Consider the following 18,577-nt stretch of genomic DNA (forward strand, 5'->3'; position numbering starts at 1 on the left):
CACATGGCCCATGAGACAAATGAAATCACCATGCCGACGAAGTACGACCCAAGTGCGACGGAGTCAAAATGGTACGACTACTGGTTAGAGAACGATGTATTTAAAGCAGACGAGGACGATTCGAAACAACCGTACACGATTGTCATCCCACCACCGAACGTTACCGGGAAACTTCACCTCGGTCACGCCTGGGACACGACGCTCCAAGATTTGTTGACACGCCTCAAGCGTATGCAAGGCTATGACGTGCTCTGGCTCCCAGGGATGGACCACGCTGGGATTGCGACACAAGCGAAAGTCGAGCAAAAGCTCCGTGAAGAAGGCGTGATGCGTTACGACCTCGGACGTGAAAAGTTCCTCGAGAAGACGTGGGAATGGAAAGACGAGTATGCGAAGACGATTCGCGACCAATGGTCAAAACTTGGTCTCGGTCTCGATTACTCGCGTGAGCGCTTCACACTCGACGAAGGGCTCTCAAAAGCCGTTCAAGAAGTATTCGTCCGTCTTTACGAAAAGGGATTGATTTACCGTGGCGAATACATCGTCAACTGGGACCCGGCTCAAAAGACGGCCGTTTCAGATATCGAGGTCATCTATCAAGAAGTCGAGGGTGCGTTCTATCACATGAAGTATCCCCTCGCTGACGGTTCAGGTCATATCGAAATCGCGACGACACGTCCTGAGACGATGCTCGGTGATACGGCGGTTGCCGTCAACCCGAAAGATGAGCGTTACACACACCTCATCGGCAAGACGATCATGCTTCCAGTCATGAACCGCGAGATTCCAATCGTTGCAGACGACTATGTCGACATGGAGTTCGGTACAGGTTGCGTGAAGATCACGCCAGCACACGACCCGAACGACTTTGAAATCGGAAACCGCCACGAGCTTCCACGCATCCTCGTCATGGATGAAGGCGGGAAGATGAACGAGAACGCAGGCAAGTACGAAGGGCTCGACCGCTTCGAATGCCGCAAGCAACTCGTGAAAGACCTTGAGACGGACGGTACACTCGTGAAGATTGAGCCACATACGCACTCGGTTGGTCACTCAGAGCGTTCAGGCGCAGTCATCGAGCCATACCTTTCGAAACAATGGTTTGTTAACATGGAGCCACTCGCGAAAGCGGCACTCGAAGCACAAGGGAACGACGACACGAAAGTCAACTTCGTTCCAGAACGTTTCGAAGGCACATACCTCCGTTGGATGGAGAACATCCGCGACTGGTGTATCAGCCGTCAACTTTGGTGGGGCCACCGCATCCCGGCTTGGTACCATAACGAGACAGGTGAAGTATATGTAGGGAAAGAGGCGCCAGCGGACAGTGAGAACTGGACACAAGACGAAGACGTCCTCGACACATGGTTCTCGTCAGCACTTTGGCCGTTCTCAACGATGGGCTGGCCGGATGCGGACGCACCGGACTTCAACCGTTACTTCCCGACGAGCGCGCTCGTCACAGGATACGACATCATCTTCTTCTGGGTATCACGGATGATCTTCCAATCACTCGAGTTCACAGGGAAGCAACCGTTCAATGACGTCCTCATCCACGGTCTCATCCGTGACTCGGAAGGACGCAAGATGTCGAAATCACTCGGTAACGGCGTTGACCCGATGGAAGTCATCGACCAGTATGGAGCGGATTCACTCCGTTGGTTCCTCCTCACAGGTTCGACACCAGGGAACGACCTTCGTTTCTATTGGGAGAAGATCGAGTCGACATGGAACTTCGCGAACAAGATTTGGAACGCAAGTCGTTTCGCACTCATGAACATGGATGGACTCAAAGTCGAAGACATCGACCTCACGGGTGAGAAGACGCTTGCTGACAAGTGGATTTTGACACGCTTGAACGACACAATCGATCAAGTGACACGTCTCGTCGACAAATACGAGTTCGGTGAAGCCGGTCGTTACTTGTACAACTTCATTTGGGAAGAGTTCTGTAACTGGTACATCGAGATGGCGAAACTCACGTTGTACGGTGAGGACGAAGCAGCGAAGCACACGACCCGTTCGGTCCTCGCGCATACGCTCGATTCGATCATGCGTCTCATGCACCCGTTCATGCCGTTCCTTACAGAAGAAATTTGGCAACACTTGCCGCACGAAGGCGATTCAATCGTTCGTGCAAGCTACCCGACGCGTTGTGACGACCTTCACTTCGCCGATTCGGTTCCAGCGTTTGAAGCTGTGATGAACGTCATCCGCTCGGTTCGTAACATCCGTGCCGAAGTGAACGCACCGATGTCGAAACCGATCCAGCTCTTCATCTCGACGAGCGACGATGCGACACAAGGGTACTTGAGCGCGAATGAAATGACAATCGGTAAGTTCACGAACGCGACAGAGCTTGAAATCGGACGTGGCCTCACGGCTCCGGACAAGTCGATGTCAGCAATCATGACGGGAGCGGAGCTCTTCATCCCACTCGCAGACCTCATCAACTTCGAAGAAGAAATCGCCCGTCTTGAAAAAGAAGTGGCGAAGTATGAGAAAGAAGTCGAGCGCGTACAGAAGAAACTCGGAAACCAAGGCTTCATCGCCAAGGCGCCGGCTCACGTCATCGACGAAGAGAAAGCAAAAGAAAAAGATTACCTCGACAAGCGTGACGCGGTCCGCGCCCGTTTGGAAGAGTTGCGTAAGTAAGATATACACCTTCTTTGGAGATTGATTCTCTGAAGAAGGTTTTTTTGTGTTTTGGTAGAATTTGAAGAGATAGGCGTAGAAAAGGGGATATGAGATGAGACGAATCGGAATAGTATGTGTTCTTATGTTGGGACTGGCTGGATGTACACCGTCAGAAGAGACGAAGGCTGTGGAGAAGGCGGGTGTGGAAGAGGTAGAACAGGAGGGAGTGATCGATGAATCGCAATTCCCCGACGTAGACGTGACGGGGACGACGATTGCCGAAGTACAACCAGGCACGGAACGGGTCTCAGACGCGGTCGTGGAACAAATCACCCTTCAATATGAAGATGGCTCGACAAGACACTTGTCGAAGGATCACATTATAACGGAGACGATGGTCGGGGGGATCGGTTTAGTTGCGATGACCGTCCCTGACCGTGAGAACCCGTTTGGCGTATTCATCCATGATGAAAGAAATGGATGGGCGCAGCGTGGCATGCAACGTTTTGGGATTCCAGAGACATCATCAGCGTTCGCTCATGGATTAGATCTTCCTAATAAAGAGATGGAGGCCATCAGCGCTGATTATTCAGGTAGCGATTGGCCGGTGAAGCTTTGGACGTTATATGATGAGACACGCCTCATCAGTATCATTGCGACGGATTCTTTCACTGAAGTAGAAGGGGAGATGTCGGAACAGCCAGAACCGTATGTATTGGAGCAATCATACGGGAACGGTTTATACTATTTAACCCAAGGCAAACTGATTATCGTGACAGGAAATATCTCGGAAGAAGAGTTGTTGGCACTCGCTGATTCGTTACCGGAGCCTTCGTCTGTATCGTTTCCTTTTCGGGATTCAGAATAATATTAAGACCCGAGCGTCAAGAGCGACGTTCGGGTCGTTTGTTGAAAAGCCACAAGGCGATGACTCCAATCGTCAATAGCATTGAAATCTAAGTGTAGAGCGGGGTCGTAAAACCGATTCGAAACAGGTGGACGATATATGTAAAATATAGAACTCCAACCACTGACGAAAGTATGTTATAGAAGAATTTCATACCTCGTCTTCCTCACTCCAAAACGGCAAGCGACCTGTTGTGACGTAGAACGAAGAAGTGAAGAGTGCACCGATTGCCACACCGGTCAAATGTGGCTGAATTGGTTGATCGACTAAAGTTAGATAAAGATACCCTAAAGGTGAAGCGCCTCAATAAAAATATAAGGCTGAGGTATCGGAATATCAAACAGTGGGATCGAAAACCACGTCTCAGAAAGAAACCTCAAATAAACGGGTAGCTAAGAACTCGGTCAATATAGGATCAAGCACTGTTCGTGTATCAAACCTTACAAAAAATAAATTATCAGCGTTAGTGACGATGGGCAAAGCAGATTCAGCAGATGCGATCATTTCAACGATGATTGACGAGTATCTTGAATTACTCTCTTCAAATGAAAGGAAAGAATACGAGATGATTCGAGATGTTTTGATGATGAAGCAAAAGAAATAGAAAGAGTGAGCAATGTGTATTTTGACATTGCTCACTCTTTCTATTATTTTTAAAAAAAAGTAAATTCACGTTGAAATAATATTGTCTATTAATCCTTTTTTTGGTACTTTGTCCTTTGTTGGATAATATTAAATATCTTTAGGGGGAACCGTTTTGAAAAAATCATTTCTAGGCAAAGTATCATTGGTTACAGCTGTAGTATTCGTTTTAAGCTCAATCCCAACACAGGATAGCAAAGCACAAGAGCAAGAAAATCAATTTACATTAGATAATGTCTTGGTTTCTACTTCTGCACTCCATTCATTCGAAGAAGTAGAGCTGAGTGAAGAAGTTTTATCAGATGATTTTGATTTAGAAGAGGCTGTAGAAAATATTCCATCTGTTGATGAAATGAGTCCAGAGCAAAGACAGTTGTTTGATGCTTTAATAGAAGAACAAATTACTATATATGGATTTGATAACATGGAGGAAGATAAGGCCTTTGCTGAAGTATTAACTGACTTCTTTGATAAGAGTTCTGGCATTTACAATGACTTACCTGTAGCCCAAGAACAATTAGAAGAAAATATTGAGGAAATTCAGAATGAAGAGGAAAAAGAGTTTGTAATAAAAGATACAATTATTGATGCATTTAGCACTCAAGAAGCAAACGCATTTCAAGCAAGAGTTAGTGTTAAATTTGCAGCAGCTACTTTTAATACGCTCTTTGGTATGGCTGTGGGAGGGGTAGCTGGAGGCGTATCCCAATTTATTATCAAGAAGGGAAAAAAAGAAGCACAACGAATATTTACTAAAACAGTGGTAAGTAGGTTGAAAGCTTGGGGAGCACCGAAATTAGCAGTCGCGGTAGGAGCAGGGTCAGCATGGGCGATGAACTATATGGATTTAGGTACTGGATTAGCTAAGTGGATTGATGCTAGAGATAGTAAGCCTAAAAATGACTATATTGAATTGAAATAATATTAAAGGAATGGTAGTTAGTGAAAACGTTTGTTAAATATTTAGTTATTATCGTCTTATCAATAGTGTTGTTATATATATATAATGAAATCGTGCCGAAAAACTTACTTACTTTTATTTTAGGTCTCCCAATCTTTATAGGAATTATCGTTTGGATTGGGAGTCTTTTTGACAAAAATAAAAAAGAGGAATAATTAGAATCAAGTGCACCAAAAACTATTTATCAACTTTAAAAAAATTCTGACACATCATGAATTGCTCCTCATTAAGTAGATAGAGCAATAAATAAAAATTAGACTAAACGGCTTGAGTCCTGTATTTAACAGAACTTAAGTCGTTTAGTTGTTTCTAGAGACGATCTGTTTGTATATGTAGGTCGTGATGGCTGGTGTGGGTTCGTTACAAACCTGGAACTAAAGCACATAGTATATTGCGAATTTCAGGGTACCTCAAAACCGACGATCTTTATAGGTCCTCGAACCAGCTCCTGTACATAGCCCAGCAATTGCTGGGGTCATCGTCCGGAAGACGAACCCAGTGTGTTGGATTCTCAGAAGCCGTAGGCGACAATCGAATCGTCATACTCTCACCAAGATACCAGGTCCATATTAGAACTCCATGACGTAAATACACCATTTCTCATTCAGTCGTGAGAGGCTAAATTCTCGGTTTATCAGGTTCTTGGTCAGTGCTACGGGAACGACTTTTTGTAACACTTTCGCTTCTGATGGATGACTGAAGAAATCTCAAGGAACCATATGAAACGATAGATACGCTTCTTATTGAATGCGTTAGTCCATATTGGTATCGTCCTATGGTTGACTGTCATGATAATTCGTCGATAGTCGTAGGTTCTGTTCACCTGTGCAATCTCACAAAGGATCGCGATCAAGATTGTGTTGCTTGTCGACAACCTCTCGTTGATCAGTTCCTATTCTTGCTTCGTCCTTGCTGAATGTTCAGAGCCACATTGATCTAACTAAGTAATTTTTTGAAAACGGTACATAAGTATACAAATCTACATGTATACATTGCTCCTTATGAGCTTAAACCCGAAAAAAGCTGTTGTTAAAGCGGTTTCTTTTATGAAAAACATAGGATTATGAAGATCTTTACAGTAAGAAAAACGGCATGAAAAATCTGGTAACCTGGCCGTTATCAGATTCCAATCATCTAACTTAGTAGTCAGAATATGTATTTAACAACTCTTCATCTTAAACCAGCTATTATGAATCGATTTGCAGAAACAGAGAAACCCGAACGTCGAGAGTGACGCTCGGGTCTTTATCAAAAATTTATTCTTCACTCGATGTCATCTTCCCGTTCAATCACTCTTTCGCATTGAATCGATCCACTACTGTAAATCGTTCACAGACAATGTTCATATTTGGTGCAAACGACAATTGATACGAATAAAGTAACTCACTAAAGAATCGCTCATGGATGTCCCACCATTCGATGTATGTTCCTTCACCTTCGGCTAATGCAAACGCTTCGGATACCTCATTCATCGCCTGAATCGTAACTTCAGTCGTTTGAATGATGGCAACTGGTCGATCCGCTGCATTGAGAACGATTGCGTACTGCCCGACGTAAGGGAGTGGTTCATTCTCAATCTCATAAAGTATATGTGCGGAACATGTTGCGGTTTTCTTTCCAGAGACGACCAGTTCGGCTAGCGTATTGGCATCATCTCCGAATTGAAACGCTTCGACATCAGTCGGCGGATGCTCTTCACTATCTTTCCAATATTGATTCCAATAAGCGAGTGTCATTTCATTCATCATGATCATTTCCTTTCGAATTAAGAGCACTCCATATTACGTAAGAAATAAAAAGAAGTTTCAAAAAACTATCTCGCAAAAGCGAGATGGTTCACGTGCCACAAAACGTTTGATACGGATACGTCCGCGGTGGACCTGCTGATACGTACTCAGACGGTTGATTGTAGTTATAGGGGTCACGCAAAATCGTGAGTAGCGCCTCGGTCGGGCCGAAGTCGCCTCGTTCTGCTGCTTGAATCGCTTTTTCGACATGATGATTTCGAGGAATGACGGCCGGGTTGTATTGGCGCATGATTCGACTGACGTCCTCGTCCGGGAGACCTTGTTCGCTTAGGCGTTTTCGCCAAGCGTCAATCCACGCCTTCCCGTCTTCCCGAGTTGCGAATGGGAGCGATTCAATCTCACCGAGCGTCAACGAGCGGAACGTATTCGTATAATCTGCCTCCGTCTCTACCATCAACCGAAGCAGTTCATCCGTTAGCGCATCGTCACCGTCTTTTCGGACGAATAGGCCAATCTTATGCGCGAGTCCGGTAAAGTATGCTTCTTTATACAACTCGGTATAACGGGTGAGTTGTTTGTTCGCCACATCGACCGCTTCTTCTTTCGTCTCGCCAAGGAGCGGCAGCAATGTCTCTGCGAGTCGGGCGAGGTTCCAAGACCCGATATATGGTTGATTCGCATAAGCGTAACGTCCGTCTCGGTCAATCGAACTGAAGACCGTCTCCGGATGATACGTGTCCATGAACGCGCATGGTCCGTAATCGAGACCTTCTCCGCTGATGAACATATTGTCCGTATTCATCACCCCATGAATGAACCCGACAAGTTGCCAGTTGGCAATCAGTCTCGCCTGTCTTTCGACGACGCGTCCGAGGAACTGTTCATAGCGATTCGGTGCATCGATCAAGTCTGGGTCGTGTCGTTTGATGGCTATTTCAGTAAGAGCGATGACGTCATCGATGGAGCCGGCGCCTGCCGCGAATTGGAATGTTCCGACACGAAGATGACTTGAGGCGACCCGAGTCAGGATCGCTCCATGCTTCGGACCTTGACGCATGATGGCTTCCCCTGTCTGAACGACGGCGAGCGCCCGGTTCGTCGGGATGCCGAGAGCGTGCATCGCCTCGCTGATGATGAACTCGCGTACCATCGGCCCGAGTGCGGCACGTCCGTCACCCCCTCTAGAATATTCTGTCGGTCCAGAACCCTTCAGTTGCACATCGACACGTTTCCCGTTCGGAGTCACATGTTCTCCGAGCATGAGGGCGCGTCCGTCCCCGAGCATCGTCAAGTTGCCGAATTGGTGTCCGGCATAAGCTTGAGAGAAAGACGTCTCGGTTTGACGATTGCCGGCAAGTAAGGCGATGTCTTGTTTGAGTGTTTGCGCATCAAGGCCGAGCGAAGCGGCTAATGAATCGTTAAACAAGACGAGTGTCGGGTTGTCGACCGGATGGATCGGTCCACGGTCGTAAAAGATGTCACGTAGTTCGAGGTACGTCGCCTCGAAGTTCCAGTCAGTTGTCATGGCGCATGCCTCCTTCTTCGCTTCGAGTATAGCACAGACTGTTTTCCATAACGGCTGTCGTGAATTTTGATAAGATGAAACAGAAGTGTAAACAGTAGGAGTGTGGAAGATGAAGACGAGACAAGATGTATTCGATTGGTTGAGTGGACAGCTTCGCTTCGGGATCAAACCGGGTCTTGAGCGGATGAGCTGGATAATTGAGCAGTTAGGGTTAGAAGAACGCCCATCCATCCATGTGGCCGGGACGAACGGAAAAGGGTCGACCGTCGCGTTTTTACGGGCGATGGCGATGGAGAACGGCTTATCCGTCGGCACATTTACCTCCCCTTATATCATTCAGTTCGAGGAGAGGATCATGTTGAACGGGGAACCGATTCCGGAAGACGCGCTCGTCGCCGTGGCGAATCAAGTCAAAGCGTGTGCGGACGATGCGCCAGAGACGTTGACGGAGTTCGAGCTCTTGACGATGATGGCATGGTGCTATTTTGATGACGCACGTCCAGACTTGATTATTTGGGAAGTCGGTCTCGGGGGTCGCCTCGATTCGACGAACGTATTGAAGCAGCCACTCGCGACCATTGTCACGTCAATTGGACATGACCATCAAGGCATTCTCGGCGATACGCTTGAAGAGATTGCACAAGAGAAATACGGCATCGTGAAACGTGATGTCCCGATGTTCCATAGTATCGGTGAGGAACGATTGGTTGAGTTGTTGCATCAAAAAGGGGACGACGTAGGTGCTTCCATTCATGATGTTCGTCCACTCGTGAAAAAAATTGTGGACGGGGCAGAGACCGTCGTGACTTATAAGAATATGCCATCTGTCGTGCTCGGATTGACAGGACATCATCAAGCGTATAACGGGGCGTGTGCCGTGGCGGTGGCGCGTCACCTCGGTTGGCGCGATGACGCCATCCAAAAAGGGCTCGAGCGAGCACAACATCCGGGGCGGTATGAGCTCGTCTCCAAACGACCGCGTATCATTTTAGACGGGGCACATAATCCGGAAGGCATCGAGGCCTTGGTTTTACAAGCCAAATATGAGACAGACGTGACAGTGTTGACGGCGATTTTAGAAGATAAAGACCGTGACAAGATGATTCACGCGCTTCAAGAAATTGGAGACGTTTACGAAACGACATTTGACTTTCCGCGTGCTAGAACGAAAGCACAACTAGAGAAAGATGGGGCGCGCTTTGTCGAATGGAAAGCATGGCTACAGAATTGGGTCGAGTCACCGACAAACGAGACGTTGATCGTGACCGGGTCTCTTTATTTCATCAGTGAAGTGAGACGTTTCCTAAGCTAAAACATTTACCTGATGTCAAAGAAATAGATGTATATTTTTTCAAGTGGGTGGGATAATTAGTAGTGAAGACTAAAAATAGGGAGGACTATACATTGCGTAAACTCATGCAATACATAGCGGTTCTCGTATTAATCATATCCATTATTCCACAGAGAGTAGTTGCGGAGACCAATCAACCGATTTTAAACGTATTGATTCTTCGTGATGCTTTTACTTCTTCGAAAGTACTTTCAGTGACTGAATACAATAATGCGGTGAATTTGTATCGTGCTTCACTGAGTGTAAATACTGCGAAAGTGAATGCGCAGTTCATGACTATTAAACAATTTAATGCATCCCGTTTTCCGATGACAGGTGCATTCGATGCGGTCATGATTGGGAGCAGTCCTTTAACTGAGAAATATAAAAATGGGACACTTGTCGTCAACTCGAAAAATCATGATACGACAAATCAATTGAACGATTTGACAGAATTGAAAGCCACGGAACTATTCAACACGGTTGTCCGTGTCGGCTTGCCGCTTCTGATGCATGAGGATGCTGCGAACGGCGATACACAGTTAAAACGTTTGGCAGCCTATCAACGTGATTATGCGAACGTGAAAGTCTTTAATCGAAATGATCAACAGAATATTGATCGTGAGATGGCGCAGCAGTTGAATCAACTCACCATTTCCCGTCCGAGATTTCAATCAACTGAAGTGAAGTATAACAATCAGTCGATTAGCAATCAGACGATTCAAGTGAAAGATGGTGTCCGTCATCCAATCAACTTTGCCTATACTTTATCGCAACCACCAACTTCTTCAGCATTCGTAGAATTGTATATCGATTACGACCATAACGATCGATTTGATGCGGATGAAAAAGTCATTGAGCAACAGGCAAAAGAATCGGGAACGCTCAATTTTACGTTATCGCGTCCGACGTTTAGCGGACCGAAGAACTGGATGCTCGTCGTCAAGGATGCATTGACAGGTCGAGCAGATTATCGTAAGGGGAGTATTCTCTACCTCGATGAAAAAGTGAAAGCGAACATCTTGCAGCTCACTGCTGGAACCGGCACGAACGGAAGAATTTCAAGCTATTTATCTAATATGTTAGTAGACCCGGCTGGAAATTATGAATTCAATTTAACGGACGGTACAACGAGTCAGTTCGAGGGTGGTACTTATGACCAGGCATTACTCAAAAACGACTACGATATGCTGATTTTTGGATTCCAGGATTCGTACAACGTTTATGGAAGCATGAATGCTGCGGCCACTGCGAAAGTCAAACGTTTCAGTGAAACAGGACAAGGTGTCATGTTGACGCACGATACAATTTTCCGTACGAATAGTTCATCATCACCTACGTCCGAGTGGGAACGTCAATTTGTGAATACCAATCCTTCACTGAATATCTCAGGGCAAAAAATGTATACGAACATGGGATTTGGTGCTCCTGAAACAACCAATAAGGCAGTTAAGGTACAGGATGGGATTTTCACATCTTATCCGTATCGCCTCGATGATTCAATCAAAAATATCTCAAATACCCATAACCAATACTTCACTCTCGATTTGAACGATCCGGATGTGACGCCTTGGTACAACCTGTATTCAACAGGTGGAAATCGTGTATATGGAGATGCAAGCAACCATTACTACACGTATACAAAAAACAACTTCACCTACTCCGGTGCAGGGCACACGAACAAATTCTCAGTAGAAGATGAGAAAAAAATCTTCATCAATACGATGTATCGCGCCTTTATCGGGGCGAACCATAAACCTTACAACGTGATTGAGTCCGTCAGTGATTCAAACCAGTCCTATACCTCTGCTGATTTAAAAGCCGGGACTGTTGAAGTGACTGCTGGACAAGACGTTAGATTGATGTGGCGACCGAGCGACTATGACTTCCAAGACTTGTTCCTCAACTCAACCATCACATATAACGGGAAACAGGTCGCATTCGAAAACTTACGTAACTACGAAGTCAAAGAGTTTACGATTCCAGCAGCGGATGTTGTCGCGGACCGACCGATTGAAGTGAAAATCGAGACGTCCGATCAACGGAATGCGAAGGTGATCGATACGTTCACCATCAACGTCAAACGAGCGGAAAATGTTTCCGACTTGATTCAAGTGTCCCGTTCGATTGATCCGTCGACGATCAACCTATATGAAACGGGAACGATTCACTATCAAGTTCAATATCCGGAACGTTTTGACCGATTACCGAATCAGTTGGGCGATAAGTTTTTACGAGTGGATTTAACGACCTTCACAGAAAAACTACCGAGCCAACTCGAAGTGGTGGCGATTCGTGATGCGAACGGAAACGAATATCCTGTCACCAACCCGAATGAAATCAAGTTACAGCTGAAACCCGATTTGTACTATGAACGAAACGGGAACACGAACATTTTCCTCCCGAACGATAGTGGAAATCGAACCATGAAGTTTGAAGTAGTCGTTCGAGCCATCGAGCCTTCTGCTTCACTCATCCAATTGAAAAAAGCGGATAACCAATTAACGACGTTGATTGAGTATTCGAAGAAGCGTAATCACATTTTAGATAAGCACAATGACTGGGATAAGGAACTAGAGGTTCAATCGTCATTCCCAGACTTGCTGATCAATATCGGGGCGCCGTACGCGTACGAAGCGAAGATTCCTGACGTCACGTTACAAATCGGGGCACAGCAAATTGTGAGTCCGACCATCACGGATGCGAAAGGCAACAACTTTACGAACCCGAAATGGAAAAGCTTGAAGTGGGAAATCGTTGATGCGAACGGTGTTGCGAAACTCGTCACCCAAGGAAACAATGCGATTGTGACCGGTTTGAAAACAGGAACTGCGAAATTGCGATTGACAATCGATCCGGGCGATAAGAAACCTCTTGTCATAGCTGAGTCGAAAGTCAATGTTATCAGTCCGCCTGAGCAACTCGCCATCCCGTCGACAGAGCTATATGTCGATCAAACGACTACGGTCACACCAAAAGTCATGCCCGAAACGGCTCAATACAAGTCGGTTCGCTATGTCGTCGAATCTGGGGATAGTGTGAAGTTTGAACAAGTTGGCAACAACTTGAACATCATTGGACTGAAACCGGGTACGACTCAGTTTAAGGCGACTGTGGATGTCGGTGACCTCTTCGGTGGCTTGAATATCGCTACTCCGAGCACCGTCTTTACCATCCAAGTCAAGGCACCATCCTTGAGCCAAACGCCGAGCCAACTCGACCTTTGGGTATGGGATAGTTTGGACGAAGAAAAACGTGTAAATGAAGTCGCCTCGATTCAAGTGACCTCAACACCAACCGTATCCATTCCGTTTGAACGAATCGGGTCCATCCCATCTGCTTTGACGGTGACACAAAATGCGACAGGATATGAATTACGTGCCAACCATGGTTACGGAACTAATGGTGTCGTGACTGACATTCCAATTCAGACGACATTCGATGACAATGCGTTACGAAACATTCGTTCGAACACGTCGATTGTCCGTGTCAACGAATACCCGAACCAATTGATGTCAAAAGACATGACAATCAATATTGGTGAAGGGACGGCACCACGACTACCTCTTCTTGAGTACTGGCCTACGACTTCGACTTGGCGTGACTATCGCATGGAGATTGTATCCGGCGAAGAATATGTTCAAGTGAGTGGATCAGGAAAAGAGTTGATTCCAGTGAAACCTGGTGTGGCGAAAGTGGAAGTCTACACGACGCTTCCGGCTGGAAAACCGTTTGAGGCCGTGAAGGACACGTTTTATGTACGCACCATCCAAACGAATGCCTCAGGACAGGATGATGACCGTTATTAAGTGAATGGCAGAAAGTTGGCGAATGATGAATCGCAAGCGAATAATGTTTGGCATCACCGGATTGATTCTCGTCATCGGATTGGGAGGGCTCCTGTACTGGAGTCAATCCCAACCCGAGCTCTCGCAGTTATCCGGTGACGATTTAGTAAAAGAAGTGAGTCAACGCTCTTCGGTGACAGAAGAAGAATTGACAGATTTACAGGCAAGGGAAGAATGGGAGGCCGTCCGACTTGTTCTAGAAGACAAAAAAGTTGTGCCGACAGCCGAGCAATTCGCCACGGCAGTGACGCTCGCACCTCTAGACGTGATTGAAGCATACTTCGAACAAGGACTTGACCCATTTGAAGAAGTGGAAGGGATGCCCGTCATCACACCATTGTTCAGTGCGAACGGCAGTCCGGATCAATGGAAGCTGGCGATGCGTTACGTTGAAGACGAACGACTCCTTGGGATTGCGGTCGACTCGTTGAATCTCGATGCGGTCAAAGAACTCCTCGGGCAAGGCTATACGATTCAAGATACCGAATCGGTGTTATTGCAGCCTGTTCGTCACAATCAAGTCGAGTTAACGCAACTGCTTCTCGACAACGGCGCGCAATGGACAAAGGAAATAGAACAGACGGCCAAAGACTACAACTCGGACCTCATTCTAAAGATGGGGAACTAAAAAAAACGGCTTCTTCTCAATCAGAGAGGAAGCCGATTTTTTGAATTCATTTCAATTGAACAGGGTGACTGACGAAGAATTGCAGTTGATTCGTGACAGGGAGTGTTTCCAATTGATTGAACACGGAATCGTTATACGTCAGTTTCAATCGAGACTTTTCGGCCTCGTGAGCTGGAACTTGACGGTCGAAGTTCTCAGCTGGACTTAAGCCGTTGCCCCCAGTAAATTCCCCTCTAAAGACGTTCACTTCGAGTGGTCCTTTGCTGTACAGACCTCCATTGACTTCGAGAATGGATCCGACCGCATACACATAGGTCGGTTCGTTCGAGTCACTATACATGAATGCCTGGAGTGTCGTCGGTGTGTCATCAAACTCGTTGATTCGGTTCAACAGGATCTTTCCTTTAGATAACAGGATGAGCGAGTTCCCTTTGTCTTCATCAATCGGAAGAATATTGGCTCGGTCGATGAACGTATCGCCGAGCGTGTAGACCGTCGAACTGAAGGAGACGTTCCCTTTAATGGTCAAGTCACCACGTACGATTAGCGGCCGTGCAATCGTCAGCTTCTCAAGTGATTCAATGACGACGTCCCCGTCGAAAAGGAGCGGGGCATTCGACTCGGTGATGGATTCCGTGACATACATGGCGCGATCGGAAATGGCATCCGGTAATGTCACGATGGTCGGGTCGGTGAGTGCGTTATAAGCATCCGCCCGTAAGTACGAAGTCGGGCGTTCGATAATCGAGGTGCCATCTTCCGATAAAACCCTCTCGAGTTCGAATACTTGATCGGTCGAGCGAATCAGACCTTCTCCAAAGATTTTTGAGTCGACATTGTTGGTGTAGGCGAGCGGTGTGTCAAGTCGTCGATTTAAAAATTCGATGATGGAGTAGTCGTATTGGAATGGAGAAAAGCGACTCGGGGACACCCCGGCGTCCGCCTTCTCGCCAGCTTGTTCCGTACCTACCGTGAAGTAGTTCTCTTGCTGGCAACTCAAGCAATCGCTCAATTCGACTAAATCGATTCGGCCATTCAAGTGAAGGCGACTGGAATCGACATTTTCAATCTGTTTCGCCACACCATCCAATTGGAAGTTCGCTTGGCGCATGAAAGCGAGGGGACCACCTGAATAGATATTCCCTTGAATCGTCGGCATGCCGTTTACGTCTAACTGTTGGTCGGACCCGAGGACGTAGTATAAAAAGGACGGGAGAGCCGTCAAATACAAATCTTGTGTGTATTCAACGGTAAGCTCCGGTTGTTCCGGATTCACTTGTCGCGATGCCGTGACGTTCACTTGGAGAATCGTCGTGAACGGTGCCGTTTGAATCGTCGTATCCATCGCATCTTTCTTCAAATCAATGGAATAGCGGACCTCGCTGTCTGTCGTCAAATCCGTAAACGGCTCGTCATTGACAAGTAGCGATTGTACTGCCGTTTGAAATGCCGCTTCCGACTCCATATGGGTCGGGACTTCCGCTTCTCCATGGAGCGGGAACTGGGTCCGAACCTCATCGGCGATGAGGCGAAGTGCGCTTTTCGCATCTTCATTCAGCTGTGTATCTTCTGTTCGGATGACGGTCAATTTATTCGTCGCCAAGTTGACTTGCATGGCCGCAAGTGACAGAACGGCGAGGGCCGCCATCGTCACGAGGACAAGAACGAGGACATATCCGTCTTCACGTTTTCGCATCAGGATGCCTCCTTTCTTAGAATGGGATGGAGCTTTCAAATGTCGTCACAGAATCGGGATCGTTCGACTGAGTCAAATCCATCTCGATTTCGATGAGTCCACCGGTCATGTAAGTCGGGCGTCTTGGATCGGACACGGGATCTTTTAACTGGATGGTCATCCGTTCGACCGTGATTTGTGGATTGGAAGGCGTAAATGAATCTTCTGAGAGAATCAAATCGGTCGGCACATACCCTGCCTCCCGGTAAATCATGCCGGCTTCCGAGATGCCTGGAGCGGACAATCGATAAAATTGAAACGAGCCGTCCACTTCCGTCACGGCGTCAAATTCGGTCCGGTTCACCTCAGAGAGCACGGAGGCAATCAAATAATCGGCCTCGCTTCGAAGGTCACTCGTCTCATTCGTCATTTGAAAACCGAGCGTTCCTGTGATGAAGGCTGTAATGATGACGCCGCTCAAAATCGAAGCGACAACGACCGTGACGAGCAACTCGACGAGCGTGAAGCCGTCTTCACGTTTCTTCATCTCAGTCAGTTGTCGGGACAGCCGTTTCAGGGAACGGTTCGCGTAATGTCGCATTCGATATGACTCCTTTCAAGATGACGGGGGTTTGCAAACGGTCGGTCGTCACCGAGATTTCCACTTCAATGGTGTGCCCAGGTAAGGTGGACAGCGATTGAATGGTTGCGGTATACGTGTCCCCATGGATTCGTGTGTCTCTACAAAAATCGCACTCTGAGCTGATCCCGTCCCGATTCAACAATTGACGCAGTTCAAACGGTTCATCAACGGATGCGGCCCGTCGATTTAAAGTATGTAGCGTGTTTTGCGCCACTTGGTTCGCAATCGTTTGATTGAGACTGTCGTGTGTCGTCTTCAAACTTTGGCTGAAAATCGAAAGTAAAGAAAATGAGACAATGGAAAGAACAACGATGGAGACGAGCACTTCGACGAGCGTAAAACCTTTTTCGGAATGCGACAAGACATTGACCTCCTATTCAAAAAAAGTAAAACAATCGGAAAATAACGTATGCAATACTGAATTAAATGTTATTTTTTGTACAATACATATTATACTAAAGTTATACGCTGAACGGATATATAGAATAGAAGTCGGATTAGACACGGGGGGATTTTACATGAAGCGGTATGGGATGCATCTTTTCATTTTGATTGGACTCGTCGTACTCGTGACATTACCGACGATCGGACTCGTCAATTATTTAGACGCGTCCGCTGAGTCGAGTGCTACATATAAAAAAGACACGACGGTCGCGGGTGTCGACGTATCAGGGATGACGAAAGAAGAAGCGAATGTTCGTCTTGATAATGCGATTAAAGATTTTAAAACGGCACCCTTTTCAATCAATCTGATGGATGGGACAGTCATGGAGGTTGGCAAAGAGGTCGTGACGTTCGATGTATCGAATACGTTAGACTCCATCAAAGATACAGGTGCTTATCCTCTATTGACATCTGTAGATGAAACGAAAGTCGAGCCTTATCTCGAAGGTCAGCCTGTGACGTTGACGATGATTGCCCCGGCGTTGATGGATGCTGCGTCAAACCTTGAATCGAACGTGACGCTAGAGCAAGTCGCGGCGGAAAGCGAGGTCGTCGCCTCGTTCACCGTGAGCCCGACACCGGCCATGCAGTCAACCCTTGACCGAATGAATGGATTCGAGATGGCGGCGGGCGACATCTTCAGTCTCAAGTCGTTTGGAGAAGATTTCGAAGCGCTCACGACACTCGGGTCTTCGTTCTATCGCCTATTTGCGGCGACACCGTTTGCCATTCTTGAACGTGTACCGCATGAAACACTTCCTTCCGGGGTGGAACTAGGCTATGACACGAAAGTCGATGAGCGCTCAAACTTTGCTGTTCAAAACCGAGAAGACACATCATATGCCATCCTCGTCTTGAATGAAGGGGGTTCTGTGACGGTCCAATTGCTCGGTCAACCTTTTGACGCCGCTTTCGAAGCGAGAGTGGAAGAAGTGAAGACGGTACCGCATCAAAAAGTCGTGCGCTTCTCATCTTCGCTCCCATCTGGCAGTTCATCGGTCACCCAGTCAGGTCAAGATGGACAGTCAGGTAAGCTGTATCGTGTCACGGTGACTGAAGAAGGAGAGACGATGGAATTACTCGGGTTTGATTTTTATGCCCCGACACCGGAAATCGTGACGAAGAGTTCCGTGCCGCTTCCGCCACCAGATCCGGTCGAACCGGTCATTCCGACATTCCCGGATGAGGACGAGGAGGAAGAAGACCCGTTCCCGAATGATTCGAACGACGACCCGTTTGAAGCAGAACCGCCAGTATTAGAAGAAGAACCTGAAGAAGAGGAGGCAGTGGGATGATTGGCTATTTGATTTTACTCGGCTTTTGGGTACTCGCCACATTGACGCTGTTCGCCTTATCCGTTCCGATGATGCGAAAACGTGAAACGAAACTTGTCATCAGTCTATGGACGGCACTCTTATCTAGCGGCGTCTACGTGATGGTAGAGGAATCACTCGTACAAACATGGTGGGCATGGTTGGTTCTCGTTGTATTGTTGATTGGAGGGGTGGCTGCGAGCGTCTTTGTCGAAGAACGGAATGACAAGGCCGAGCAGGAGGAGGCTCCTCAAAGGATGGTGAAGTAACGTGAGA

14 protein-coding genes are annotated in these 18,577 nt (G+C 47.1%); 9 read left to right on the forward strand and 5 right to left on the reverse strand.

The window, feature by feature from the left end; genetic code table 11:
* Positions 1–3: 3 nt before the first annotated feature.
* The 4 genes from KNO73_RS01165 (at position 4) to KNO73_RS01180 (ending at position 5,108) form a co-directional block, all read left to right on the forward strand.
* On the forward strand, positions 4–2,655 hold the full coding sequence (locus KNO73_RS01165; protein ID WP_215111939.1) for a valine--tRNA ligase: 2,652 nt from the start codon (positions 4–6) through the stop codon (positions 2,653–2,655).
* 94 nt (positions 2,656–2,749) lie between these two features.
* The gene (locus tag KNO73_RS01170) at positions 2,750–3,505 is read left to right on the forward strand and encodes a hypothetical protein (RefSeq protein ID WP_078146540.1); all 756 of its coding nucleotides are present in this window, start codon (positions 2,750–2,752) and stop codon (positions 3,503–3,505) included.
* Positions 3,506–3,887: 382 nt separating this feature from the next.
* Positions 3,888–4,148: a DUF5388 domain-containing protein gene (locus KNO73_RS14950; RefSeq protein WP_215111940.1), complete on the forward strand. Its 261-nt coding sequence runs from the start codon at positions 3,888–3,890 to the stop codon at positions 4,146–4,148.
* Between the two features lie 153 nt (positions 4,149–4,301).
* Complete coding sequence (locus KNO73_RS01180) at positions 4,302–5,108, forward strand: hypothetical protein (RefSeq protein ID WP_215111941.1); 807 nt, start codon at positions 4,302–4,304, stop codon at positions 5,106–5,108.
* Between the two features lie 1,328 nt (positions 5,109–6,436).
* Here the strand turns inward: KNO73_RS01180 and KNO73_RS01185 are convergent.
* Together KNO73_RS01185 and KNO73_RS01190 are read right to left on the reverse strand one after the other, a co-directional pair.
* Entirely contained in the window at positions 6,437–6,892 is a 456-nt protein-coding gene (locus KNO73_RS01185; protein ID WP_215111942.1) for an ASCH domain-containing protein, read from the reverse strand.
* 91 nt (positions 6,893–6,983) lie between these two features.
* Positions 6,984–8,420, reverse strand: coding sequence for a protein adenylyltransferase SelO (locus KNO73_RS01190; RefSeq protein WP_214730799.1), 1,437 nt, complete (start codon positions 8,418–8,420; stop codon positions 6,984–6,986).
* A 109-nt stretch (positions 8,421–8,529) separates the two neighbouring features.
* On the opposite strand from KNO73_RS01190, the gene KNO73_RS01195 reads away from it, so the two are divergent.
* From KNO73_RS01195 to KNO73_RS01205, 3 genes are all read left to right on the forward strand, one after another.
* Complete coding sequence (locus KNO73_RS01195; RefSeq protein WP_214730801.1) at positions 8,530–9,732, forward strand: bifunctional folylpolyglutamate synthase/dihydrofolate synthase; 1,203 nt, start codon at positions 8,530–8,532, stop codon at positions 9,730–9,732.
* 92 nt (positions 9,733–9,824) lie between these two features.
* Complete coding sequence (locus tag KNO73_RS01200) at positions 9,825–13,559, forward strand: DUF5057 domain-containing protein (RefSeq protein ID WP_251024816.1); 3,735 nt, start codon at positions 9,825–9,827, stop codon at positions 13,557–13,559.
* Between the two features lie 25 nt (positions 13,560–13,584).
* Positions 13,585–14,226: a hypothetical protein gene (locus KNO73_RS01205; RefSeq protein ID WP_215111943.1), complete on the forward strand. Its 642-nt coding sequence runs from the start codon at positions 13,585–13,587 to the stop codon at positions 14,224–14,226.
* 46 nt (positions 14,227–14,272) lie between these two features.
* On the opposite strand, the gene KNO73_RS01210 is transcribed toward KNO73_RS01205, so the two are convergent.
* From KNO73_RS01210 to KNO73_RS01220, 3 genes are read right to left on the reverse strand one after another with little or no spacing between them, the layout of a single operon-like run.
* The gene (locus KNO73_RS01210; protein WP_215111944.1) at positions 14,273–15,922 is read right to left on the reverse strand and encodes a hypothetical protein; all 1,650 of its coding nucleotides are present in this window, start codon (positions 15,920–15,922) and stop codon (positions 14,273–14,275) included.
* 16 nt (positions 15,923–15,938) lie between these two features.
* Complete coding sequence (locus KNO73_RS01215; RefSeq protein ID WP_251024817.1) at positions 15,939–16,502, reverse strand: prepilin-type N-terminal cleavage/methylation domain-containing protein; 564 nt, start codon at positions 16,500–16,502, stop codon at positions 15,939–15,941.
* A complete protein-coding gene (locus tag KNO73_RS01220) occupies positions 16,450–16,905 on the reverse strand; it encodes a type IV pilus modification PilV family protein (protein WP_215111945.1) in 456 nt (151 codons plus the stop codon). The genes KNO73_RS01215 and KNO73_RS01220 overlap by 53 nt, the downstream gene beginning before the upstream one ends.
* 157 nt (positions 16,906–17,062) lie before the next feature.
* On the opposite strand from KNO73_RS01220, the gene KNO73_RS01225 reads away from it, so the two are divergent.
* Both KNO73_RS01225 and KNO73_RS01230 read left to right on the forward strand, forming a co-directional pair.
* Entirely contained in the window at positions 17,063–18,283 is a 1,221-nt protein-coding gene (locus tag KNO73_RS01225) for a G5 domain-containing protein (protein ID WP_215111946.1), read from the forward strand.
* Complete coding sequence (locus KNO73_RS01230; protein WP_078146549.1) at positions 18,280–18,570, forward strand: hypothetical protein; 291 nt, start codon at positions 18,280–18,282, stop codon at positions 18,568–18,570. The genes KNO73_RS01225 and KNO73_RS01230 overlap by 4 nt, the downstream gene beginning before the upstream one ends.
* The last annotated feature ends 7 nt before the right edge of the window (positions 18,571–18,577 follow it).

Source organism: Exiguobacterium sp. s83 (assembly GCF_018617095.1).
Taxonomy (GTDB): Bacteria; Bacillota; Bacilli; order Exiguobacteriales; family Exiguobacteriaceae; genus Exiguobacterium; species Exiguobacterium profundum.

Bases quoted from the DNA above. Each gene is read 5' to 3' on its own strand.
- KNO73_RS01205 (WP_215111943.1), top strand. From the start codon at position 13,585: ATGAATCGCAAGCGAATAATGTTTGGCATCACCGGATTGATTCTCGTC.
- KNO73_RS01195 (WP_214730801.1), top strand. From the start codon at position 8,530: ATGAAGACGAGACAAGATGTATTCGATTGGTTGAGTGGACAGCTTCGC.
- KNO73_RS01215 (WP_251024817.1), bottom strand. From the start codon at position 16,502: ATGCGACATTACGCGAACCGTTCCCTGAAACGGCTGTCCCGACAACTG.
- KNO73_RS01165 (WP_215111939.1), top strand. From the start codon at position 4: ATGGCCCATGAGACAAATGAAATCACCATGCCGACGAAGTACGACCCA.
- KNO73_RS01225 (WP_215111946.1), top strand. From the start codon at position 17,063: ATGAAGCGGTATGGGATGCATCTTTTCATTTTGATTGGACTCGTCGTA.
- KNO73_RS01210 (WP_215111944.1), bottom strand. From the start codon at position 15,922: ATGCGAAAACGTGAAGACGGATATGTCCTCGTTCTTGTCCTCGTGACG.
- KNO73_RS01230 (WP_078146549.1), top strand. From the start codon at position 18,280: ATGATTGGCTATTTGATTTTACTCGGCTTTTGGGTACTCGCCACATTG.
- KNO73_RS01185 (WP_215111942.1), bottom strand. From the start codon at position 6,892: ATGAATGAAATGACACTCGCTTATTGGAATCAATATTGGAAAGATAGT.
- KNO73_RS01170 (WP_078146540.1), top strand. From the start codon at position 2,750: ATGAGACGAATCGGAATAGTATGTGTTCTTATGTTGGGACTGGCTGGA.
- KNO73_RS01190 (WP_214730799.1), bottom strand. From the start codon at position 8,420: ATGACAACTGACTGGAACTTCGAGGCGACGTACCTCGAACTACGTGAC.